Origin of the sequence: Polyangium jinanense, from assembly GCF_028435265.1 — a bacterium.
Classification (GTDB): domain Bacteria; phylum Myxococcota_A; class Polyangia; order Polyangiales; family Polyangiaceae; genus Polyangium; species Polyangium jinanense.
In genome coordinates, this window is sequence record NZ_JAGTJK010000013.1 from 1 (window position 1) to 17,587 (window position 17,587).

Annotated in this window: 11 protein-coding genes; 4 read left to right on the forward strand and 7 right to left on the reverse strand. The window is 68.0% G+C overall.

Annotated elements, in window-relative coordinates; all coding sequences use genetic code 11:
* Positions 1 to 112: 112 nt before the first annotated feature.
* Positions 113 to 2,047 (reverse strand): biosynthetic arginine decarboxylase, encoded by a 1,935-nt coding sequence (gene speA / locus KEG38_RS23515; RefSeq protein ID WP_272422031.1) that lies wholly within the window; start codon positions 2,045 to 2,047, stop codon positions 113 to 115.
* 249 nt (positions 2,048 to 2,296) lie between these two features.
* Positions 2,297 to 2,665: a hypothetical protein gene (locus tag KEG38_RS23520; RefSeq protein WP_272422033.1), complete on the reverse strand. Its 369-nt coding sequence runs from the start codon at positions 2,663 to 2,665 to the stop codon at positions 2,297 to 2,299.
* A gap of 278 nt (positions 2,666 to 2,943) precedes the next feature.
* Between KEG38_RS23520 and KEG38_RS23525 the strand changes: the two genes are divergently transcribed.
* Both KEG38_RS23525 and KEG38_RS23530 read left to right on the forward strand, forming a co-directional pair.
* Positions 2,944 to 3,438 carry a ferritin-like domain-containing protein gene (locus KEG38_RS23525; RefSeq protein ID WP_272422034.1) on the forward strand — a complete coding sequence of 165 codons (495 nt, stop codon included), beginning with the start codon at positions 2,944 to 2,946 and terminating at the stop codon, positions 3,436 to 3,438.
* Positions 3,439 to 3,487: 49 nt separating this feature from the next.
* On the forward strand, positions 3,488 to 4,315 hold the full coding sequence (locus KEG38_RS23530; RefSeq protein ID WP_272422036.1) for a GNAT family N-acetyltransferase: 828 nt from the start codon (positions 3,488 to 3,490) through the stop codon (positions 4,313 to 4,315).
* A gap of 303 nt (positions 4,316 to 4,618) precedes the next feature.
* Here KEG38_RS23530 and KEG38_RS23535 read toward each other — a convergent pair whose 3' ends face one another.
* From KEG38_RS23535 to KEG38_RS23550, 4 genes are all read right to left on the reverse strand, one after another.
* A complete protein-coding gene (locus tag KEG38_RS23535) occupies positions 4,619 to 8,761 on the reverse strand; it encodes a tetratricopeptide repeat protein (protein ID WP_272422038.1) in 4,143 nt (1,380 codons plus the stop codon).
* A 129-nt stretch (positions 8,762 to 8,890) separates the two neighbouring features.
* Positions 8,891 to 10,813, reverse strand: coding sequence for a M61 family metallopeptidase (locus tag KEG38_RS23540; protein WP_272422040.1), 1,923 nt, complete (start codon positions 10,811 to 10,813; stop codon positions 8,891 to 8,893).
* Between the two features lie 232 nt (positions 10,814 to 11,045).
* A complete protein-coding gene (locus KEG38_RS23545) occupies positions 11,046 to 12,326 on the reverse strand; it encodes a S1C family serine protease (RefSeq protein ID WP_272422041.1) in 1,281 nt (426 codons plus the stop codon).
* An 84-nt stretch (positions 12,327 to 12,410) separates the two neighbouring features.
* Entirely contained in the window at positions 12,411 to 13,772 is a 1,362-nt protein-coding gene (locus tag KEG38_RS23550) for a hypothetical protein (RefSeq protein WP_272422044.1), read from the reverse strand.
* A gap of 69 nt (positions 13,773 to 13,841) precedes the next feature.
* Between KEG38_RS23550 and KEG38_RS23555 the strand changes: the two genes are divergently transcribed.
* Positions 13,842 to 14,564, forward strand: coding sequence for a hypothetical protein (locus KEG38_RS23555; protein WP_272422046.1), 723 nt, complete (start codon positions 13,842 to 13,844; stop codon positions 14,562 to 14,564).
* A 153-nt stretch (positions 14,565 to 14,717) separates the two neighbouring features.
* On the forward strand, positions 14,718 to 16,298 hold the full coding sequence (locus tag KEG38_RS23560) for a hypothetical protein (RefSeq protein WP_272422047.1): 1,581 nt from the start codon (positions 14,718 to 14,720) through the stop codon (positions 16,296 to 16,298).
* 269 nt (positions 16,299 to 16,567) lie between these two features.
* Here KEG38_RS23560 and KEG38_RS23565 read toward each other — a convergent pair whose 3' ends face one another.
* On the reverse strand, positions 16,568 to 17,536 hold the full coding sequence (locus KEG38_RS23565) for an HD domain-containing protein (RefSeq protein WP_272422048.1): 969 nt from the start codon (positions 17,534 to 17,536) through the stop codon (positions 16,568 to 16,570).
* Positions 17,537 to 17,587: the final 51 nt, after the last annotated feature.

A 17,587-nucleotide genomic window follows, 5' to 3' on the forward strand; every position in this document is an offset into this window, starting at 1 on the left:
TGCCGCGCGCGGCGGTCTTGAGTGGTTCGAAACCACTTTGGAGGCGGTCGCGACCGGGGGGGCGGGTGGTTTCGGAGCTCTCGGGAGGCGGGCGCTCGGGGGGCGAGCGCTCTCAGAAGCTCAGGTAGGTCTGATCCTTGAGGCCGCGCTCGTAGTCGGCGAGCAGGCGCATGCCCTCGGTGGGCTTCAAGAGGTCCTGCTTGATCGCGCCGTCGACCTGGGCCTTCACCTTCGCGATGAGGCTCTGCGTGTCGTACTGCGTCATCGCGAGCACCTCGCGGATCTGGTTCCCCGCGATCGTCTCCTCGATGTAGTAGCCGCACTCCTCGTCGTCATCGAGGAAGACGTGCACCTCGTTCACCCGGCCGAACAGGTTGTGGATGTCGCCCATGATGTCCTGGTAGGCGCCGGTGAGGAAGATGCCGAGGTAGTACGGCTCGTCGCCGCGCAGCGCGTGCAGCGGCAGCGTCTCCTTCACGTCGGAGAGGTCGATGAACTTCGAGACCTTGCCCTCCGAGTCGCACGTGATGTCGACGAGCGTGCTCTCCGCCCCAGGCCGCTCGTGCAGCCGGTGGATCGGCACGACCGGGAAGAGCGCGCCGAGCGCCCAGTGATCGAGCAGCGACTGGAACACCGAGAAGTTGCAGATGTACTGGTCGGCGAGCTTGTTCCGGAGCTCGACGACGTCCTCGGGGATCTCCGCGGGATCGAGCGCCGTGATGAGCTTCTGCATGCGCTCGGCGGTCTCCCAGAACAGGGCCTCGACCCGCGCCTTCACGTCGAGGTTCAAGAGCCCGAGCTCGAACATCTTCTGCGACTCCTCCTTCGCCTGGAGGATGTCGTGCCACGACTCGGCGAGGTTCTGGACCGAGAGGCTGTCGCGCGTGTCGAGCAGGTTGCGGATGAGCTTGTGCTCCTCCGTCTGGATGTCGATCGGCGCCTCCGGGGTCTTCTCGATCGAGCCGAACGCCTGCACCACGAGCACCGAGTGGTGCGCGACGATCGCGCGCCCCGACTCGCTCACGATGTTCGGGTGCGGGACCTTCTCGTCGTCGCAGATGTCCGCGATGTTGAAGACGATGTCGCGCGCGTACTCCTCGACGGAGTAGTTCATCGACGAGTGGAACGTCGAGCGCGAGCCGTCGTAGTCGATCGCGAGGCCGCCGCCGACATCCATGTACTCGATGCGGTGCCCCATCTTGCGGAGCTTGGCGTAGTGCCGCGCCGCCTCGCGCACCGCGCGCTTGATGACGAGGATGTCGGGGACCTGCGAGCCGATGTGGAAGTGCAGGAGCTTGAACGCCGAGCTCATGCCCGCCTCCGCGAGGATCCCGCAGGCCGCGAGGATCTCCGCCGTGGACAGGCCGAACTTCGCGTGCTCGCCGCCGCTCTCGGCCCACTTGCCGGCGCCCTGCGTCATGAGACGGACGCGGAGGCCGAGCATCGGCTCCACGTTCATTTCCTTTGCAACACGAACGATCGTCCGCACCTCGGAGAGCTTCTCCGCGACGAGGATGACCTTCTTGCCGAGCTTGCGGCCGATCATCGCGGTGCGGATGAAGTTCTCGTCCTTGTAGCCGTTGCAGACGATGAGCGACTCGTTGTCGGTGTGGACGCTGAGCCCCGCGAAGAGCTCGGGCTTCGAGCCGACCTCGAGGCCGTAGTGGTAGGTCCGGCCCGCCTCGAGGATCTCCTCCACGACCTCCTTGAGCTGGTTCACCTTGATGGGGAACACGCCACGGTAGGTGCCGCGGAACTTGAGGTCGGAGATCGCGCGATTGAACGCCTCGTTCAGCGTTCGCACGCGGTGGTGCAAGAGATCTTGGAAGCGGATCAGGAGCGGGGTGCGCAGGCCCTGATCACGCGCCTCTTCGACGACGTCGATGAGGGCGATCTTGCGACCTCGATCCTGGAGGGGCGCCGCCGTGATGTTCCCCGTGGGGTTCACGTCGAAGTAGCCGCGGCCCCAGCGGTCGATCATGTAAAGGGCCTTCGCGTCGTCGGTGCTCCACGCGTCGGTGTCGGTGTCGTGATGGCTGCTGGTCAACGTCTTCGTCTCCCTTGGGACCCGAGGGCCATGGCCCTTGCGCGACGTGCTGTACGGGGCAGAGCTCCCTCGCAGCGCGCGAGGGAGCCAGGGGCGGCTTTGAACGTGAAATGCTGTGCGACGGACGTCGGTCTTCCGGTACGTCCGCGCTGCGGCTCAATACGCCAGGAAGGTCGAACCTTCAAGGGTAGGGTGTGGTGCCGATAGGACGGGACAGACAGACGGGGGGAGGCAGAGGGGGGAGCGGGCTCAGGCCTTGGCAGGCGTGGCGGCCTTGGCGCGCTTCGACGCGGCCTTGTACTGGTCGTACAGGCGCGGAACCGGGAAGGCCTCGAGGCGCTTGCGGTAACCGGCGTCCTTCGACCGGTTCTCGGCCGTCAGGATGGCGTCGATGAGCTTGGCCCGGGTGCCGAACTTCTCCTTGACCTCGGAGAACGTCGCGTGGAGGCGCAGGAGCTTGGCGTTCGAGACGTGATCGAGGCCCTTGTCGCCGCCGCGATCCGCGCTCGTGCGGCCGACCCACAGGTCCTCCGTCATGAAGCCCTTGAGCGCCTCGACGAGCTTCGCCTTCTCGCCGAACTTCTCCTTGACGATCGAGAGCGGTGCCTTGCGTGCCATGTCTTTCCTCCGTTGTTGCGCGAGATCACTCGCACGGTGATGGGTAGGGGGCGCCATGTAGCAGACGGGGCGGGGGGAATGCAAGGGAGCCACGGGAGGGCGACCAGGGCGCATGGTTTTGCCGGGCTCGCGCGCCTCGAAAGGTCGAGCCCGGGGGGCCACGTCTGGCAGGAAAAACCTTCCGATGGGCGCGCGACGCTTGCGGGTGATGCGTGGCCTCGCCACGTAGCCTCCCGAGGGCGCGGCGCCCTCCGCGTGACGAAAGGGAAGAGGAGGACATGGACGAGAAGATCATCCAGTGTCTGAACGAGCTCATCGAGCTCGATCTCGCGTGCGTAGCGGCCTACGAGGTGGCGCGCGGAGTCTGCAAGGACGAGGAGATCCAGGGGAAGTTCTCCGAGTTCCAGGAGGATCACCTCCGGCACGTGCGCGAGCTCGGCGAGCACGTCCGCAGCGCGGGATTCGAGCCCCCGAGCGAGCTCGATACGAAGGGCGTGATCATCCAGGGCTTCACCTCGCTCGCCTCGCAGGAGGATCGAACAGCGGTGCTCGCGATGCGCGGCAACGAGGAGCTTTCGAACAACGCATACGCGTCGGCGCTGCAAGCGGGGCTGCCGGAGGAGATCCGCGCGCTCGTCGCGGCGAACTTCGAGGATGAACGGCGGCACATGCGCTGGATCCGCGGCGCCGTCGTGCTGCGGGGCTGGGACGTCGAGCAGCCCGAGCTCCGCGAGCTGTCGGTGGACGCCCAAGGCACGCGCAAGGCGGCTTGACGAGGCCGTGCGAAGGCGCGTTGCAAGCCTTCGGTGATACGCTCCCCGCATGTCTGCGTTTTTCTCGGCGAGGCCCGCCACGGCCGCCGATTACGACACGTACGCGCGCTTGTTTCCCGAGCTCGGGACGGATGATCCCACGCTGTCGCGCGAGGTCTGGGGCGTGGAGCTCATGCCCCACACGCTGATCCTGGAGCAGGGGAGCGAACTCATAGGGTACGCGTACGTGGTGGTGCTGAAGGAGACGGGGTACGTGCGCCACGTGGTCGTCGCGCCCGAGGCGCGCGGCAAAGGCGCAGGGCGCGCGCTGATGCGGGCGAGCGCCGAGCGATTCCGCGCGGCAGGCTGCTCGCGCTGGTGCCTCAACGTGAAGGTCGAGAACACCGTGGCGATCGCGCTGTATTCGTCACTCGGCATGGCGAAGATGTACGAGTCGACGCCGATGCGACTCAGCTGGGACGTGCTCGCGCGTCTACCCGGCGGGGAAGAAGGGATCACGGCGCGAGCGATCGATCCGCGCGAGGACGCGGCACTGGAGGCGGCATTTGGGCTGCCCATCGGTTCGATCACGGTCTGCCGCGCGCGGGCAGGGTGGGTGCTGCTCCGGCTCGTTGACGCGGCGCAGCCGGAGGAGGCGCGGGTGGGGTTCGCCTGCTTCAATCCGTCGTTCCCGGGGTCATTCCCGTTCCGCGTGGCAAGGCCGAAGCTCGTTCGGCCGCTGCTCGAAGCCGTCCGGCCACACGCGCGGCCCGAGGACGCGTTCACGCAGGTCGTGGTGGAGGGCGATCCCGAAACGAAACGCGCGCTCATCGAGGCGGGCGCGTCGGTGCGGATGGAGATCGTGAACATGGAAGGGCCAATCCCGGAACGGGTTTGACCCGGGGGCGCCGCGCTGGGGCGTTGCCCCAGGCCCCACCCGGGGCTATCCGCCCCGGGACCCGGACCAGCGCAAGCGCTGGACCTTTGGTCGATGAACTGCGCGATGCGCAGTTCATCGAACAGGCCGAGGAAACCCCTGCCAACCAAGACAGCCGCGTTGACCTTTCAACCGGCAACGCCGTCCTGCTGGAAGAACTGCGCATCGCGCAGTTCTTCCACCCCGAGTCCAGGGCTTGCCCTGGTTCGGGTCGAGGGGCGAACAGCCCCCGCGGGGTCCGGGGCAGAGCCCCGGCGCAGCGGCTTAGTTCGTAGCCTTCCCGGCGAGCAGGTCTGCGGCTGTCTTGCGGATGCGGGGCTCGGGGTCGCTTGTGGAGAGCTTGCGCAGGATGGGCTCGGCGGCGGCGCGATCGAGTGAGGCCATCGAGAGGGCCGCGGCCTCGCGCACGAGGGCGTACGGGTCCTCCTGCGCGATTGTGGTGAGCGTGTCGAAGGCGACGCGGCCGCCTGCGCCTGCTCCGAGACGACCGAGCGCTTCGGCGGCGCGCACGCGGAGCGGCCAGCTCGGAGCCTCGCGGCCGAGACGCGCGACGGCGGCGATGGTGGCTGGGTGCTTGACCTTGCCGAGTGCGGCGAGGGCTGCCCGCCGTACGCTTTCTTCGGGATCGGAGAGCGCGTCGATCACGGCGTCTTGTGCCTCTTTTTCGGGCCTGCGCGCGAGGAGCTCGACTGCGCGCGTGCGGACCTCGAGCGCCGGATGGCGGACGAGCGCGACGAATGCGGGGACGACGGCGGCGGCGATGCGCTCGATCGCGGCGGAGCTTGCGCGTGCCGACTCGGGATCGAGTTTGTCGTCGGCGCCGAGCAGGGGCGCGAGTGAGAGATCTGCGTCGCTTGCAAGAAGCGCATCTGCCACGACGCGGGCGCGATCTGGTGAGGTCGAGGCTGCGGCCACGGCTGCGCGTTCGAGCGAGGGCGCGAGTGCGACGAGGGCGCGGGCGCGGGCGGACGCGAGGCGTGCCGCGTCGGGGCCGAGGCCTGCGAGGATCTCCTTCATGGAGAGTGGTCCATCGGGCACCGGCAGTGCTTCGCCCGTGCGGGAGAAGTTTTTTGTGGCGAGCGCGGTTGCGGCGGCGACGGCGGTGCGGCGCATCGACTCGTCGGTCGCGAAGAGGCTCGACGCGAGGGCGTTCTCGGCCGAGGCGCTCTGCGCGGCGTCGCCCTTTGGCGCGAGACGCGCGAGGGCCACGAGGGCTGCCTGCCGGAGGATCGGCTCGTTCGCGTCGGCGAGTGCGACGAGCATGTGGAGGTTTTCGCTCTGGGAAGCGCCCAGCTCCGCGAGCGCGTGCACGGCTGCGGCGCGTGCGGTGGCGCCGGCCTCGGGCGCGCGGGCGAGGGCCACGAGCGCGGGCGTGTACTTCTTGTCGTGCGTGAGCCCGAGGCCGAGGGCCGCGACGCCGCGCACCTCCGGCGAGGTCGAGCCGAGAAGTTTGACGAGCAAGGCTTCCGCCTTCTTGTCGCCCATGCGCGCCACGCCCCAGGCTGCGGCGACGGCGATGGAGTCGCTCGGCAGGAGCGCCGCGCCCGTGTCCTTTGGCGCGAGCATCTGCTCGTAGCGCGGCAGGATCGACGGATCCCGCAGCGCGCCGCATGCGATCATGGCCCGCACGCGCAGGCTCTTGTCGGCCTGGCCCGTGGCGTAGTTGTAGAGGGCCGGTCCCGCGCTCTTGTTCTCGACGTATGCGAGCACCTCGATCGCGATCTTCTGCTGCGACTCCTTGTCGTCGGCGAGCGCGTCGAGCAGCGGCTTGATCGCGCGTGCGCCGATCTTCGCGAGTTCCGCGCGGGCCGCCTTCGCCGCAGGGGACGTCCCGCCCTCGTGGCGCACCTTCTGCACGAGTGGCAGCGTCATCGCGCCGTACAGCTCGACGAGCAGGCGCCGGTAGATCCCCTTCTGCGGGTTGCCGACGGCCACCGGCAAAAGCTCGCGTTCGAGGGATTCGAGCGAGTTCTTGCCGAGGTTGATCTGCATGCTCATGCGCGCCGCGCGCGAGACGAGCTCCTCGTCGGGGGAGGAGCGCACGACGCGGCGGAAGAGGCGATCGGCTTCGTCGACCTGGCCGCTCGAAAGGAGCAACTCGGCGAGGTCGAAGTAGACCGGGAAGAGACGATCGTTCCGCTGGATGGCCTGCCGATACTCCGCGATCGCGTGCGGAAAATCCTGCCGCCGGCGGTACATGTCGCCGAGCTTCTGATGGCCGTTTGCGTCCTCGGGCGAGAGCTCGACGGCGCGCGCTGCGTACTTGATGGAGTCGTCGTCCCGATAGAGCTCGGCCGCGTACTGGGCCATGCGCTGGTAGAACTCGCGGGCGCGCTTGGGGTTCACCTCGACGAGTTTTTCGAGGACGCCGATCGCGCCGAGCAGGTTTTGTTCGAGCACCAAGATTCGTTCGAGCGCGAGCAGGCTCTCCTCGTCGCCGGGCGCGAGCTCGGTGACCTTGCGCAGCGTGGCCTCGGCGTCCGCGAGGCGATGCAGGCGGCGCTGCACCTCGGCGAGCAGCCTTCCGGCTTCGAGATCGGGGGGGCTCCCGTTGAAGCGCGCCGTGAGCGGCGCGACGCGGCTCGGGAGCTCGTGCGCGAGCGACCACAAGCTCACGATGTGCGTGCGCGCCTCGCGCGCGAGGAGCTTGTCGTTCTGGGCGCCGGCGAGCAGCTCCTCCCAGATCACGCGCGCCTCGGCGTAACGCTGCGCGGCGCTGCCGAGCGACGCGGCCGTGCGCTCGATCGCGATGGCGAGGTTCTTCTTGTACCGGACGTTGGTCGGCTCGAGCTGAACGGCCTCGCGCAGGGCGTTCAGCGCTTCGAGCGGCATGTCGTGGTCGAGGTAGACCTCGCCGAGCAGGGAGTTTGCCCGCGCGCGGTTCGGCACGACCTGCTTGATGCGCGCCCACGTCTCCAGGGCCTTTTTCTTGTCGCCGGCCTGGTAGTAGCGATCGCCGAGGTCGACGATGTACGTGTGGTCGGCGCCGCCCGAGGTCGCGAGCTTCTGCAGGACCTTGAGGGCTTTGTCCTTCTCCTCGACGCGCTCGTAAAAGTCGGCGACGGCCGCGAGGATCTCGGGCTCGCTGCCGACGCGCGCTTCGAGCTCGGTGAGGAGCTTCAGCGCCTTCGGGCGATCGCCGCGCTGGATGAGCGTCTCGCAGAGCTCGAAGACGAAGTCCGGGTTTCCCGGCGCGGCCTTGATGAGCGCCTCGTACTCCTTGATCGCCGCGTCGAGCTCGCCCGCGGTCTGCAAGAGGTGCACGAGCTTCAGGCGCACGTCGATCGCGCGGCTGTCGATGCCGAGCACCTTGCGGTACGTGGCAATCGCCTTGTCGACGTCGCCCGTCTCCTCGTAAAGGCCGCCCAGCGTGGCGAGACGCTGCGCGTCCTGCGCCTTCTCGGCTTCGAGGATCGGGATGAGCTCGGCGAGCTTGCCTTCGGCGCGGAAGGCGTCGGTCATGATGACCAGGATCTCGGCGCGCACGCCGGCCGCGCCGCCCGCGACCGAGAGCGCGCGCTTGAGCACGCTGAGCGCCTCCTCGGTCTTCTTCTGTCGCGCGAGGACCTGACCGAGATCGCGGAGCGCAGGCGCAAGCGCGCGGTTGTCGCCGGCCGCGGCCTTCACGAGCTCGCGGAACTCGACCTCGGCGCGATCGTAGAGCGCCCGGGCGAGCAGCTCCCGGCCGAGCTCGGCCTTCACGAAGAGCGAGCCCTGCGCGGCCTTCACGAGCGCGTCGTGGTGCTTCTTCGCGGCCTCGAAGTCCTTCAGATCGAGGCAAAGCCCGAGGAGCGTGCGTGTCGTCTGCTCGAAGTCCGGGCCGGGTTTGAGCAGGGCGAGGGCCTTTTCGTAGCTCGCGCGCGCCGCGGATTTGTCGCCGCGCTCGGCCTGGAGCTGCGCGAGGGCGAGGATCGCCTGCGGATCGTTCGGCTTCTCCGCGATCGCGGCTTCGTACGTCTTGACGGCGTCCTCGGGGCGGCCGTCGAGCTTGTAGATGCCGGCGAGCGCGACTTTCGCGGCCCAGGCGTCGGCGCCCGGCGTGGCAGCGCGTTTTTCGAACTCCTCGACGAGCTTCTTGATGTTGCCGTCGCGCTCCCGATAGAGCTGCGAGAGCCGCTGGAGCGGGAACGGCGCGCTCGGCTGCGAGATGACGATCGCCGTGTACCGCGCGATGAGCGCGTCGCTCCCCGGGCCTTTGCCGGTCGCCTCGTCGCCCTGAGGCTGCTTCGGCTGCTTGGGCTGCTTCGGCTGACCTCCGCTCCCGGGCTGCGGGTTCGGCTTGGGCGGCTTCTTGCGGTTGCGCCCGGACGGGTCGAAGTCCGCGGCCTCGGCGCTCGGCGGCGCGAGGACGGTCGCGGCGAAGGGCAAGCCGAGGAGCAAGCAGCCGGCGAGGACGTGGGAGCGCACGAGCGGGAGGGTATCACGCGGAGGCGCGTCGAGCCTGCTCGCGGAGGAGAGCGGAACCGGCAAGCGGAGGCGGAAACGGAAGTCCGGGTCGAGTTCGGAGGAGATGTCCGCGCGCGGCTGTCAGTTTTTTCAGTTTTTGCCCGAGCTCGCCGGACCGCGGGGCGCCCGAGACTTGATGACCTCACCGAGCAGGTCGGGTCTCGAGGAGTCGCGTTCCAAGTGCGGATGTTTCTCCCCCTCGGTATAGTTCACGAAATAGGTCCTATAAAACCCTGCGTTCTCCACCAGCAGCTCGATGGGCTGGCGCGTCCTCTTGGCCGTCCGCAGGGCGTTTCGGAGTTCTTCGGCGGACCATTGCCGTCCATTCACCGCAATCAGTTTCATGCCGGGCGCGAGGCCGGCCCGTTCCGCTGGCATACCGTTGATGGCGTCCACGATCCTCCCGTCCTCGCTCCGCGTGCGAACCATCAACCCGATCGAATAGCTGAAGTCTGCTAGCCGTCGATACTCCCTATAAAGGGATTCCGTGAGCTCGTTGGGTTTGTCGGTATAGGTCAACTTCCACCCACTCGATTCGATGCCTCCGAGTGGAGCGTGCGGTTCCGTGGAGTTCAATCGAGCGTCGAAGAAACCCTTCCAGTCGTAGGGAGCCACGTCATTGAGGGCAGCGACCAGGTCGTCGAACGTGTAGGGCTTCATCTCGGGGGCGCCGCTGCTTCCGCCGTAAAAGAGGCGGATGAAGTCGTCGAGCGACCGCCGGCCCTGGGTCTCTTGGCGGATGATCCCGTCGGCTTCGAGCCAAATCAGCACCCCCTCACCGTAGTAATCGGTGCCCCGCCGCCAGGCTCTCCATTCCCGCGGCGCGCTGCCGAGGATCTGTGACGAGATCGCCGTGTCTACCAGGGGGCGCCACGTGCGTCCTGGGCGGGCGCGATCCAGATACGCAGCGGTGCTCGCAAGATCCTCCCGATACTCCTCGGGCGTGAAGAGGCCGCTGCGGGCCGCGAGCACATTCCCCAGGTATTCCGTGAGTCCTTCGTAAACCCACAGCATCTCTCCCTTCATTGGCTGCTGGAAATCGGGCGTCGCCAGGCCAGCGGGGCGACGGTATTTTCCGACCCAGGAATGCACGAACTCGTGCGAAAGCAAGCTGCCCGCCAGCTGCCGCAAGCCGTCGGTGCTGAGGGAACGCTCCGGAAGCCGGTTGTCACTGGATTCATGGTGTTCGAGTCCGAGGTAACCACCCACGTGATCACTGAGCGATACCAGGAAACGGTAACTGCGATAGTGATGAGCGCCGAAAAGGGCGTGGGCCTCGGCGACCAGTCGTTGGTAGTTTTCGGCCATTTGCGCCGGCATTTCCAGCGCCGACTCGGAATCGCCGGCCATGTCTATCTGGTGAGGAGGCAGGCTGGAGACGCTGAGCGGAATCGTCTGAAAATGAGCGCCGGTGAGGACCGGCGAGTCCACGAGGGTCGTCAGAGATACAGGGTCAAACTCGATGGTCTCCCCGCTCTGCTTTGCCACCGGTAGCGCGGTGCCGAACTTCCACCCGGCGGGCAGGCGCAACGTGGCGGCATAGGTCAGATCGTCAGGTGTGCGGCCCTGGGGAGAGAGTAAGACCTGATTCCAGCTCAACACAGCCAGTTGCGCACTGGCCGACGAACCCTCAGCTGCTTGGGTGGGTGAGATGTAGTCGAGCTCGACCTCGATGGCATCCGCTCCGGCAGGCGCCTCCAGATGGAAGGCATACATGTCCACGTCGTCGCGTCTCCAAGCGAGCGTCTGGCCCGCGGCGGTGAACTTCAGTCCCGTGAGGTTCACAATCGGGCCTTGCGGGCTGTGGTGGCCGGGAATCCATTTGGGATAGAGCAGAGTAAGAGGTCCCGGTGTGACGGGGATGATCAACTTGGCATGAAAGAGCCGGCGGGGCGCTTGGCTCAAGTCCACGCTCAGGCGAATGGTCTGAGCCTCCGCGCTCCCGGCGCCGATCGAAATCAACGCCACCGCGACCCAACTCAACCAACTCCTCATCATGGAAATGTTTCGCATGGATGCCCCCCCGAAATGGCTTCCCCCATGTCGCCCCACATGATGTGTAGGCCGCTCGTGCGCGGTCGTCAAATGGGGCTCGAGGCGCCAGGATCAGCGAAGGCAGGGCGAAAACGGAGCCGCGTCAAGAAACGCTATGGCGGAGGACAACTGCAAAAAAGGCTTGGCAGGTTCGCGTCTCTCGTAAGGCTCTCCAGAAGCGCGTCCCCCGAGGCACCTGCCATCCCGTATTTCATTCGTATCCGGCGAGACGCCAGTGACCCTGCTCCAGGCGGAAGCGCATCGTCCGGCGCTCGCCCGAGCCGAGATCCATGCCCACACGCACGAACCCGCGATCCTCGTAATCACGCACGTCCTTCTCGACGACGCGCGAGCAAGGATCCCCCGTGATGCCCTTTTGCCGTTTCAGGTCGACGTAGAGGTAGGCGAACGTGAGGCCGCGCAGGTGCTCCATCACGTCGCCTTTTTTTACGGCCGACACGAGCTCGCCGAAGGCCTCCTCGTTGACCTTGGGTTTGCCCGGAGTGACCTCGCCCGTTTCCTCGTTGCGCTCCGGAGGGCCATTCTCGATGTACCGGAGTTCCCAGGTGGGCACACCACGCTCGGCGACGAGGCGATCCGAGACGAGCGAGACCGTGGAAATGGGAGGCTCGCCGCCGATGCTGAGCTCGTCCGTGAGCTCCTTGCACGAGCCTTGGATTTGCTTGATCGTCGCCTTGACGTCCGTCTTCGAAGGCACCTTGAAGGCGCGATCGAGCACGCCCTTCACCGTGGCGGCGGGGACGGCGCTGTAGAGGTTGTCGTTCGAGCGCATCGTCAGCGTGTTGATGCCGATGACCTCGAGCGAGTCCTTGCGGAAGAGCGGGCCGCCGCTGTTGCCTGGATCGATCGCGGCCGTGTGCTGCAGGAACGAGGACTTGTGGCCGCGCACCGTGACCGCGAAATCGGAGTTCGAGATGGTGCCGCTCGTGAGCCGGTACGATTGCTGCTCACCGACGCGCGGATACCCCGAGGCCTGCACGGCTTCGTCGTTTTTCGCGGTGCCGTCTCCGAGCGTGGCCACCGCAATGGCGCTCGTCGCAAGGCTGTCGGGCACCTTCACCACGGCGACGTCGTATTTGTCGTCCGTGTAGAGGACGTCGCAATCGTTGAGCGACGTGTGTTCGTCGAGCACGATCGTGACCTTCGGCGCGCTGTCGACGACGTGCCGGTTCGTGATCAGCACGAGGCCCTTGCCGTCCGGCGTTTTGAGGAAAAACCCGCTGCCGGTCGAGGTCCAGCCCACGCCGACGGTGCCCATGGCGTCCGGGAGGCGCGATTGCTTCACGGTCTCGACGAAGGCCGTCTTCACGTCCTCGGGCAACTCGGCCTTGACGCGCACGGTGGCCTTGCGCTGCATCTCGGGGACGTTGACCTTGGCCGCGGCTCTAGGCTCCTTCGTCTCCGGAAGAGGCGCACCGCCTCCGCAGCCCATCAAGAGAAGAACCAAACCAAACGCGAGCCTGGAAGCCATCGGCACATTCCTCGTGGGGGTGGATGGAAACCGCGAACCTCGATCAGACACGACTCCGAGGCCCTTGGCAAGCCGTCCCACGAATCAACGGCGGAACGTGGAGAGGGCCGCGAAGAGCGCAAAACCAAGCACGACGAGCGTGATCACGAGCGCGACGCGCAGCGCCGGATGTCGATCGCGCGCGGCTTCGACGATACGTCGTTGGTCTTCGGACGGAATGGGCGCGCCGGCCTCGTCGCTGGCTTCGAGCGAGACGGCTGCGGCGAGGTTTGCATCGAGATCGCGCTGCGACGCCCGCGTGCGCACGAGGATCAAGAGGACCTCCGCGAGGGCCGCGATGGCGACGAGGAAGACGGCCGCGCGTCGCGCCGAGGAGGCTCGCGCGTGTTCGCGGGCTTCGGCTGCGGCCGATCCGTCGAGGAGGAGCTCGAGGCGGGGCGCGGCGGCGGATGCGGCGTGAGGTGCGAGGGGCCAGGCCGTCGTGGCGTCGCCGCGCTCGCCGGGGTCGCCGGAGAGGATGATCTGCGCGGGTTCTTTCGGCAGCTTCACGTCGAGGCGACCGCGGAAAAAACCGGCGTCGTCGCGCGTGACGGGGACGATCGCGCCGAGGATGCGGCCTGCGTCGGTGACGATGGAGGCGTAGACGCGATCCCGCGGGGCGGGCGAGACGAACGTGAGGCCGGCGTGGAGATCGGGGTCGAGCCAGATGGCGCCCGGCCGCACGGGCAAGAGGCCTTCCCAGCGACCTTCGTTTCCACGGTGATCGTTGGCGACGAGGATGAGCTCGACGAGGTGCGCGAGGGGCGTGACGGTGAACGTCGCCGGACGCGGATCGCGCAAATTCACGTTTGGTGGCTCGATCGTGGCGCCGGACGCCGACGCCTTGATGGTGATTGGCGGAACGCGCCCGGGCAGGAGCGGGAGGTCGTCGGGTTCGCGCACGCGGACCTGGATCGCCTCGGGGAAAGGCGCGGCGAGCTGGCCTCGCGGCACGACCACCGAGATACGCAAATCCCCCGTCGCCACGCCTTGCACGGGCGGCCTGCCGAGCCGCGGGGGCTCGGTAGGCCGAAGCGGCACGGTCCCTTCGACGAGGACGGTGTTTCCCTGGAGAACCCGGACGTCGAGCGGGCCTGTGAGCGGCGCGTTTTTCTCGACCGAGGCTTCGCCCACGCCGTCCGGGCCGAGCGAGACCGCCCGGGGCGCGAGGTTCGCCCCGGCGTCCGTCACCTCGACGGTCACGCCTTCGAGTGCCGCGACGTCGTCCACGCCGAACAGCCGCCGTGCGCCTTCGAGGCGAAGGGCGAGCGTCTGGCCGCCGGCCACGGGCACGCCGCGGACCCGCACGAAGGGCGCTGGGTTCGGCGAACCTGGGCCGAAGAGCACGAGGGCGGTGACGGTCACCGAGGCCGCGGGGACGACGTAGGTGGCCAGGCGACCGAGCATGCGAGGCCGAGTCTACTGCGGTTGGATTGCGTTCGGGCAGCGCATCCGATAGAGCAAGCGCGAGGGACGATGGGAGAGGCAAAGACGAAGAAGGGCGGAAAGAAGGCGCCTTCGCGGGACGAGGTCGTGCTGAAGCTCCGCTCGGATCCGCGCACGGAGAAGCGGTTCGAGCCGAAGAGCTCGCCGTCGGCGATCCTGTCGGTGCTCGCATTCTCGGTGGCGGCGGTGCTCGTCGGGGCCGGGACGTACGGGCAATGGCTGCGCGACGAGGCGCTCGGGCCGCACAAGGCCGCGCCGTACCTGCTCGCCGCCGGCGCGGCCGTGCTGCTCGTGACAGCGCTGTTCGGGCCACGGCCGGCGCAAACGATCCGCGTGGGCGACGCAGGCGTCGGGGTCGAGAAGGGCACGAACGAGATCGAGCGGATCGCGTGGCATGCGGTGCGCCGGATCGTGCTCGGCGATCGGAGCTTGACCGTCGAGGGGGAGGGGACGTCGATCGTGATCTCCCTCGCGGCGTTGCCCGAGGCGGCGGGCAAGGTGCTGCGCGAGGCGCGCGAGCGGATCCCGGCGAAGATGGAGGACGTCAAGGCGGGCGCGCTGGAGAACGCGGGCGAGGGGGCGGCCGAGACGCTGCCGCTCGAGCCGGCGCAGGTCGCGGGGCTCAAGTGCAAGGCGAGTGGCAAGCTCATCGCGTTCGAGCGCGACGCACGGCTCTGCGGCCGGTGCGGCGAGGTTTACCACAAGGATGCCGTGCCGAAGCGCTGCGCGACGTGTGACGCGCGGCTCAAGTAGTCCGCTCGAGCGCCGAACTCGTTCGGTGCTCCGCGAGATCGCGCAGCGAGCTCGCCTCGGGGGGTGAATCGGCCGGGCTTCGCCTGGCCGAGAGGGGGACGCGAGGCGTCACCCTCGGGACAAAAGCGGGCGGCCTCGGGTAACCTCGGGGCCATGTCGACTTCGCACCTCGAATCTCCGCGCAAGATTCTCGATCTCGGCGCTGGCACCACGGCGTCTGCGTGGCTCGGGACCACGGGCCTCGTCGCGTTTTTGACGTCGAGGCCGGCCCGCATCGCGGTCACGCCCGTGACGGCGACGAGTGGAGACGCGATCGATCTGCCTCGCATCACCGCGCAGGAGGTGGCGCTGCTGTCGAAAGACGTGGCGCTCGTTCGCGACAAGGAAGGAACGGTGTGGTCCGTGCCGCTCGGGGATCCGTACCGGGTGCGCGAGATCGTGCGGGATATGCGGACGCTGCTGCCGCGTCCTTCGGGGGAAGGCGCGCTCGCGATCAGCGATGAGGGCAGGGTGCTCTCGCTGTCGCTTGGTCGTGGCGAGGTGGGCGCGCGGCCTGTGGAGGTTCCGGGGCGCGTGCGCGCGGGGGATGCGGGGGATGGCGTGACGTACCTCTTGGCCGAGGGCGAGCAGGGCGGGCAGCTTCGCGTGTATCCGGGCACGGCGCCGGAGCGCGGGCCGAGCGCGCGCGTGACGTTGCCGGCGGGGGCGGCGGAGTTCGATCAGGTGCGCGGCGGCCGCGTGTATTGCGTGGTGTGGAAGCGCGGCGGGGCGGGGATCTGCGTGGTGACGCGGGACGGGGAGCGCGCGGAGGCGTCGCTCGTCACGCTGGAGGCGCCGATCGCGGACGCGGTGGTGACGGACACGAGCGTGGTCGTGGCGTTCGCGAATGGGAAGATCGCGCTGTACGACGCGGCGTCGCTTTCGGCGCCGAGCGAGGGGCCGAAGGCGCCGGTGAGCACGACGGCGGCGGGCGGGAAGGGGCGGCCGCGGGTGCTTTTGGCGACGACGACGAAGGGGGCGACGTCGATCTGGATTGGGACGGCCGAGGGCGAGGTGATGCGGGCGGCGGTCGTCGAGGTGGCTGCGGCGCCGGAGCCGCCGGTCGCGGAGCTCGCGGCGCCGGTCGTGCAGGGGCCGTCGAAGGAGGAGGTCGAGGCGCTTCGGAAGGAGGTCGAAGCGCTGCGGGGGGCGCTCGACGCGCGGGTTGGTGAACTTGCCAGCGTGAGAGGGGAGCTCAGCGAGCGGGTTGGTGAACTCGCCAGCGTGAAACGCGAGCTCGACGCGCGGGTTGGTGAACTTGCCAGCGTGAGAGGGGAGCTCGACGCGCGGGTTGGTGAACTTGCCAGCGTGAGAGGGGAGCTCGACGCGCGGGTTGGTGAACTCGCCAGCGTGAGAGGGGAGCTCGACGCGCGGGTTGGTGAACTTGCCAGCGTGAGAGGGGAGCTCAGCGAGCGGGTTGGTGAACTTGCCAGCGTGAGAGGGGAGCTCGACGCGCGGGTTGGTGAAGTTGCCAGCGTGAAACGCGAGCTCGGCGAGCGGGTTGACGAACTCGCCAGCGTGAAACGCGAGCTCGAAGTATCCAGGGGGGACCTCGCGCGTTCCCTGGAGGATCTCCGTGAAGAGCGCGCGAAGTTGGAGCGCAGCTTGGGCAAGCGGATCGACGGCGTCCTGCCTGACCGCGTGCGCAGCGGCCTCGACTTTGTCGTATCGCTCGTCGAGAACCGCCGCCGCTAGCAGGCTGTTGATAAACTTGCTGCGCGCCCTGGATCGTCGGTCGTCGTCCTCGGAATACGCCTGTATTCCTGCGTCCTCCTCCCTAGCTCCAGGGCGCTCGCGGCGTTTCTCAACAGCCTGCTCGTACAGCGGGTGCTGCTACAGGCTCCCCCTTGCATCGACCGCATCGCGGTCGATGCACCTCGGGTCCAGCGCTTGCGCTGGTCCGGGTGCAGGGGCGGATAGCCCCTGCTCGGGTCCGGGGTGAAACCCCGGCGCGACGCTCCCTCTCAGAGCCCGAAGCGCCCCGCGTTCTCCCGCAGGAACGCGAGATACACGTCGGCACACTGGTGCGACGGGACCTCGCCGCTCTCGACAGCGGCTTCGAGTGCCTTCTTCAGCTCGCCGATCTTGCGCGACGGCGGCAGACCGAACGAGCGCATGATCTCGTCGCCGATGCCGCTCGGCAGCGGGGGGACGACGGCGTCGAGCTTCTGGATCTGCTCCACGCGCTCGGCGAGATCGCTGATCTGGCGCAGACCCTTCTTCTTCTTTTCGGGTCGCTTCGTGGTGATGTCTGCGCGCGACAGGTCGAGCAGATCTTGAAGCCCGTCCCCCATCTCCTTTGCGAATCGACGCACGGCGCTGTCCGTCCAGGAGGCCTCGTACTGGCTTGCCCGCAGGTGGTGCAGGATGAGGAACCGCACGGAGCTCTTCAGCGCGGGCTCGGGGTTGAAGAGCGGCAGACGCCGATCGAGCCGGTCGAACATGCGCGCGCCTACCTCGGCGTGGCCGAAGAAGTGGACCTCCCCTGAGGGCGAGATCGTCCGCGTTTTGACCTTGCCGATGTCGTGGAGCAGCGCTGCCCAGCGGACTTCGAGCCGCGGCACGGCTTGCCGCACCACTTGCTTCGTGTGTTTCCAGACGTCCTTGTGACGCCACTCGCCGTCGCCGAAGCCGACCATTGCTTTGACTTCGGGCAGCATGGCGGCGAGTGCGCCGCACTCGAGGAGCGCGTCGAGACCGTCTTCGGCGTCGCGCGACATGATGATTCGGTCGATGGAGCGGCGGACGTCGGGGAGGTAGAGCGATGAGGCGGCGCGGAAGTCGTCGCTGTCTGCGACGGGGTGCGTGGGGGCGTCGCCGGGCTCGGGGGGCGGTGGGGGCGTGCCTCTCTCGGCGCGCTCGACGGCCCAGGCGAGGGCCGTCATGGCGCGCTGCGGATCGGGGGACTTCGGGGCCTTCGTCTCTTCCTGCACGCGCAATCTCGGTGAAAATGGGGGAGGGAACGGGTAGCGCGGCGCGCCTTG

Excerpts from the sequence above, each read along its gene's own strand:
- KEG38_RS23540 (WP_272422040.1), bottom strand. The coding sequence starts at position 10,813 with ATGCGAAACATTTCCATGATGAGGAGTTGGTTGAGTTGGGTCGCGGTG.
- KEG38_RS23550 (WP_272422044.1), bottom strand. The coding sequence starts at position 13,772 with ATGCTCGGTCGCCTGGCCACCTACGTCGTCCCCGCGGCCTCGGTGACC.
- KEG38_RS23520 (WP_272422033.1), bottom strand. The coding sequence starts at position 2,665 with ATGGCACGCAAGGCACCGCTCTCGATCGTCAAGGAGAAGTTCGGCGAG.
- KEG38_RS23560 (WP_272422047.1), top strand. The coding sequence starts at position 14,718 with ATGTCGACTTCGCACCTCGAATCTCCGCGCAAGATTCTCGATCTCGGC.
- KEG38_RS23545 (WP_272422041.1), bottom strand. The coding sequence starts at position 12,326 with ATGGCTTCCAGGCTCGCGTTTGGTTTGGTTCTTCTCTTGATGGGCTGC.
- KEG38_RS23525 (WP_272422034.1), top strand. The coding sequence starts at position 2,944 with ATGGACGAGAAGATCATCCAGTGTCTGAACGAGCTCATCGAGCTCGAT.
- KEG38_RS23530 (WP_272422036.1), top strand. The coding sequence starts at position 3,488 with ATGTCTGCGTTTTTCTCGGCGAGGCCCGCCACGGCCGCCGATTACGAC.
- KEG38_RS23555 (WP_272422046.1), top strand. The coding sequence starts at position 13,842 with ATGGGAGAGGCAAAGACGAAGAAGGGCGGAAAGAAGGCGCCTTCGCGG.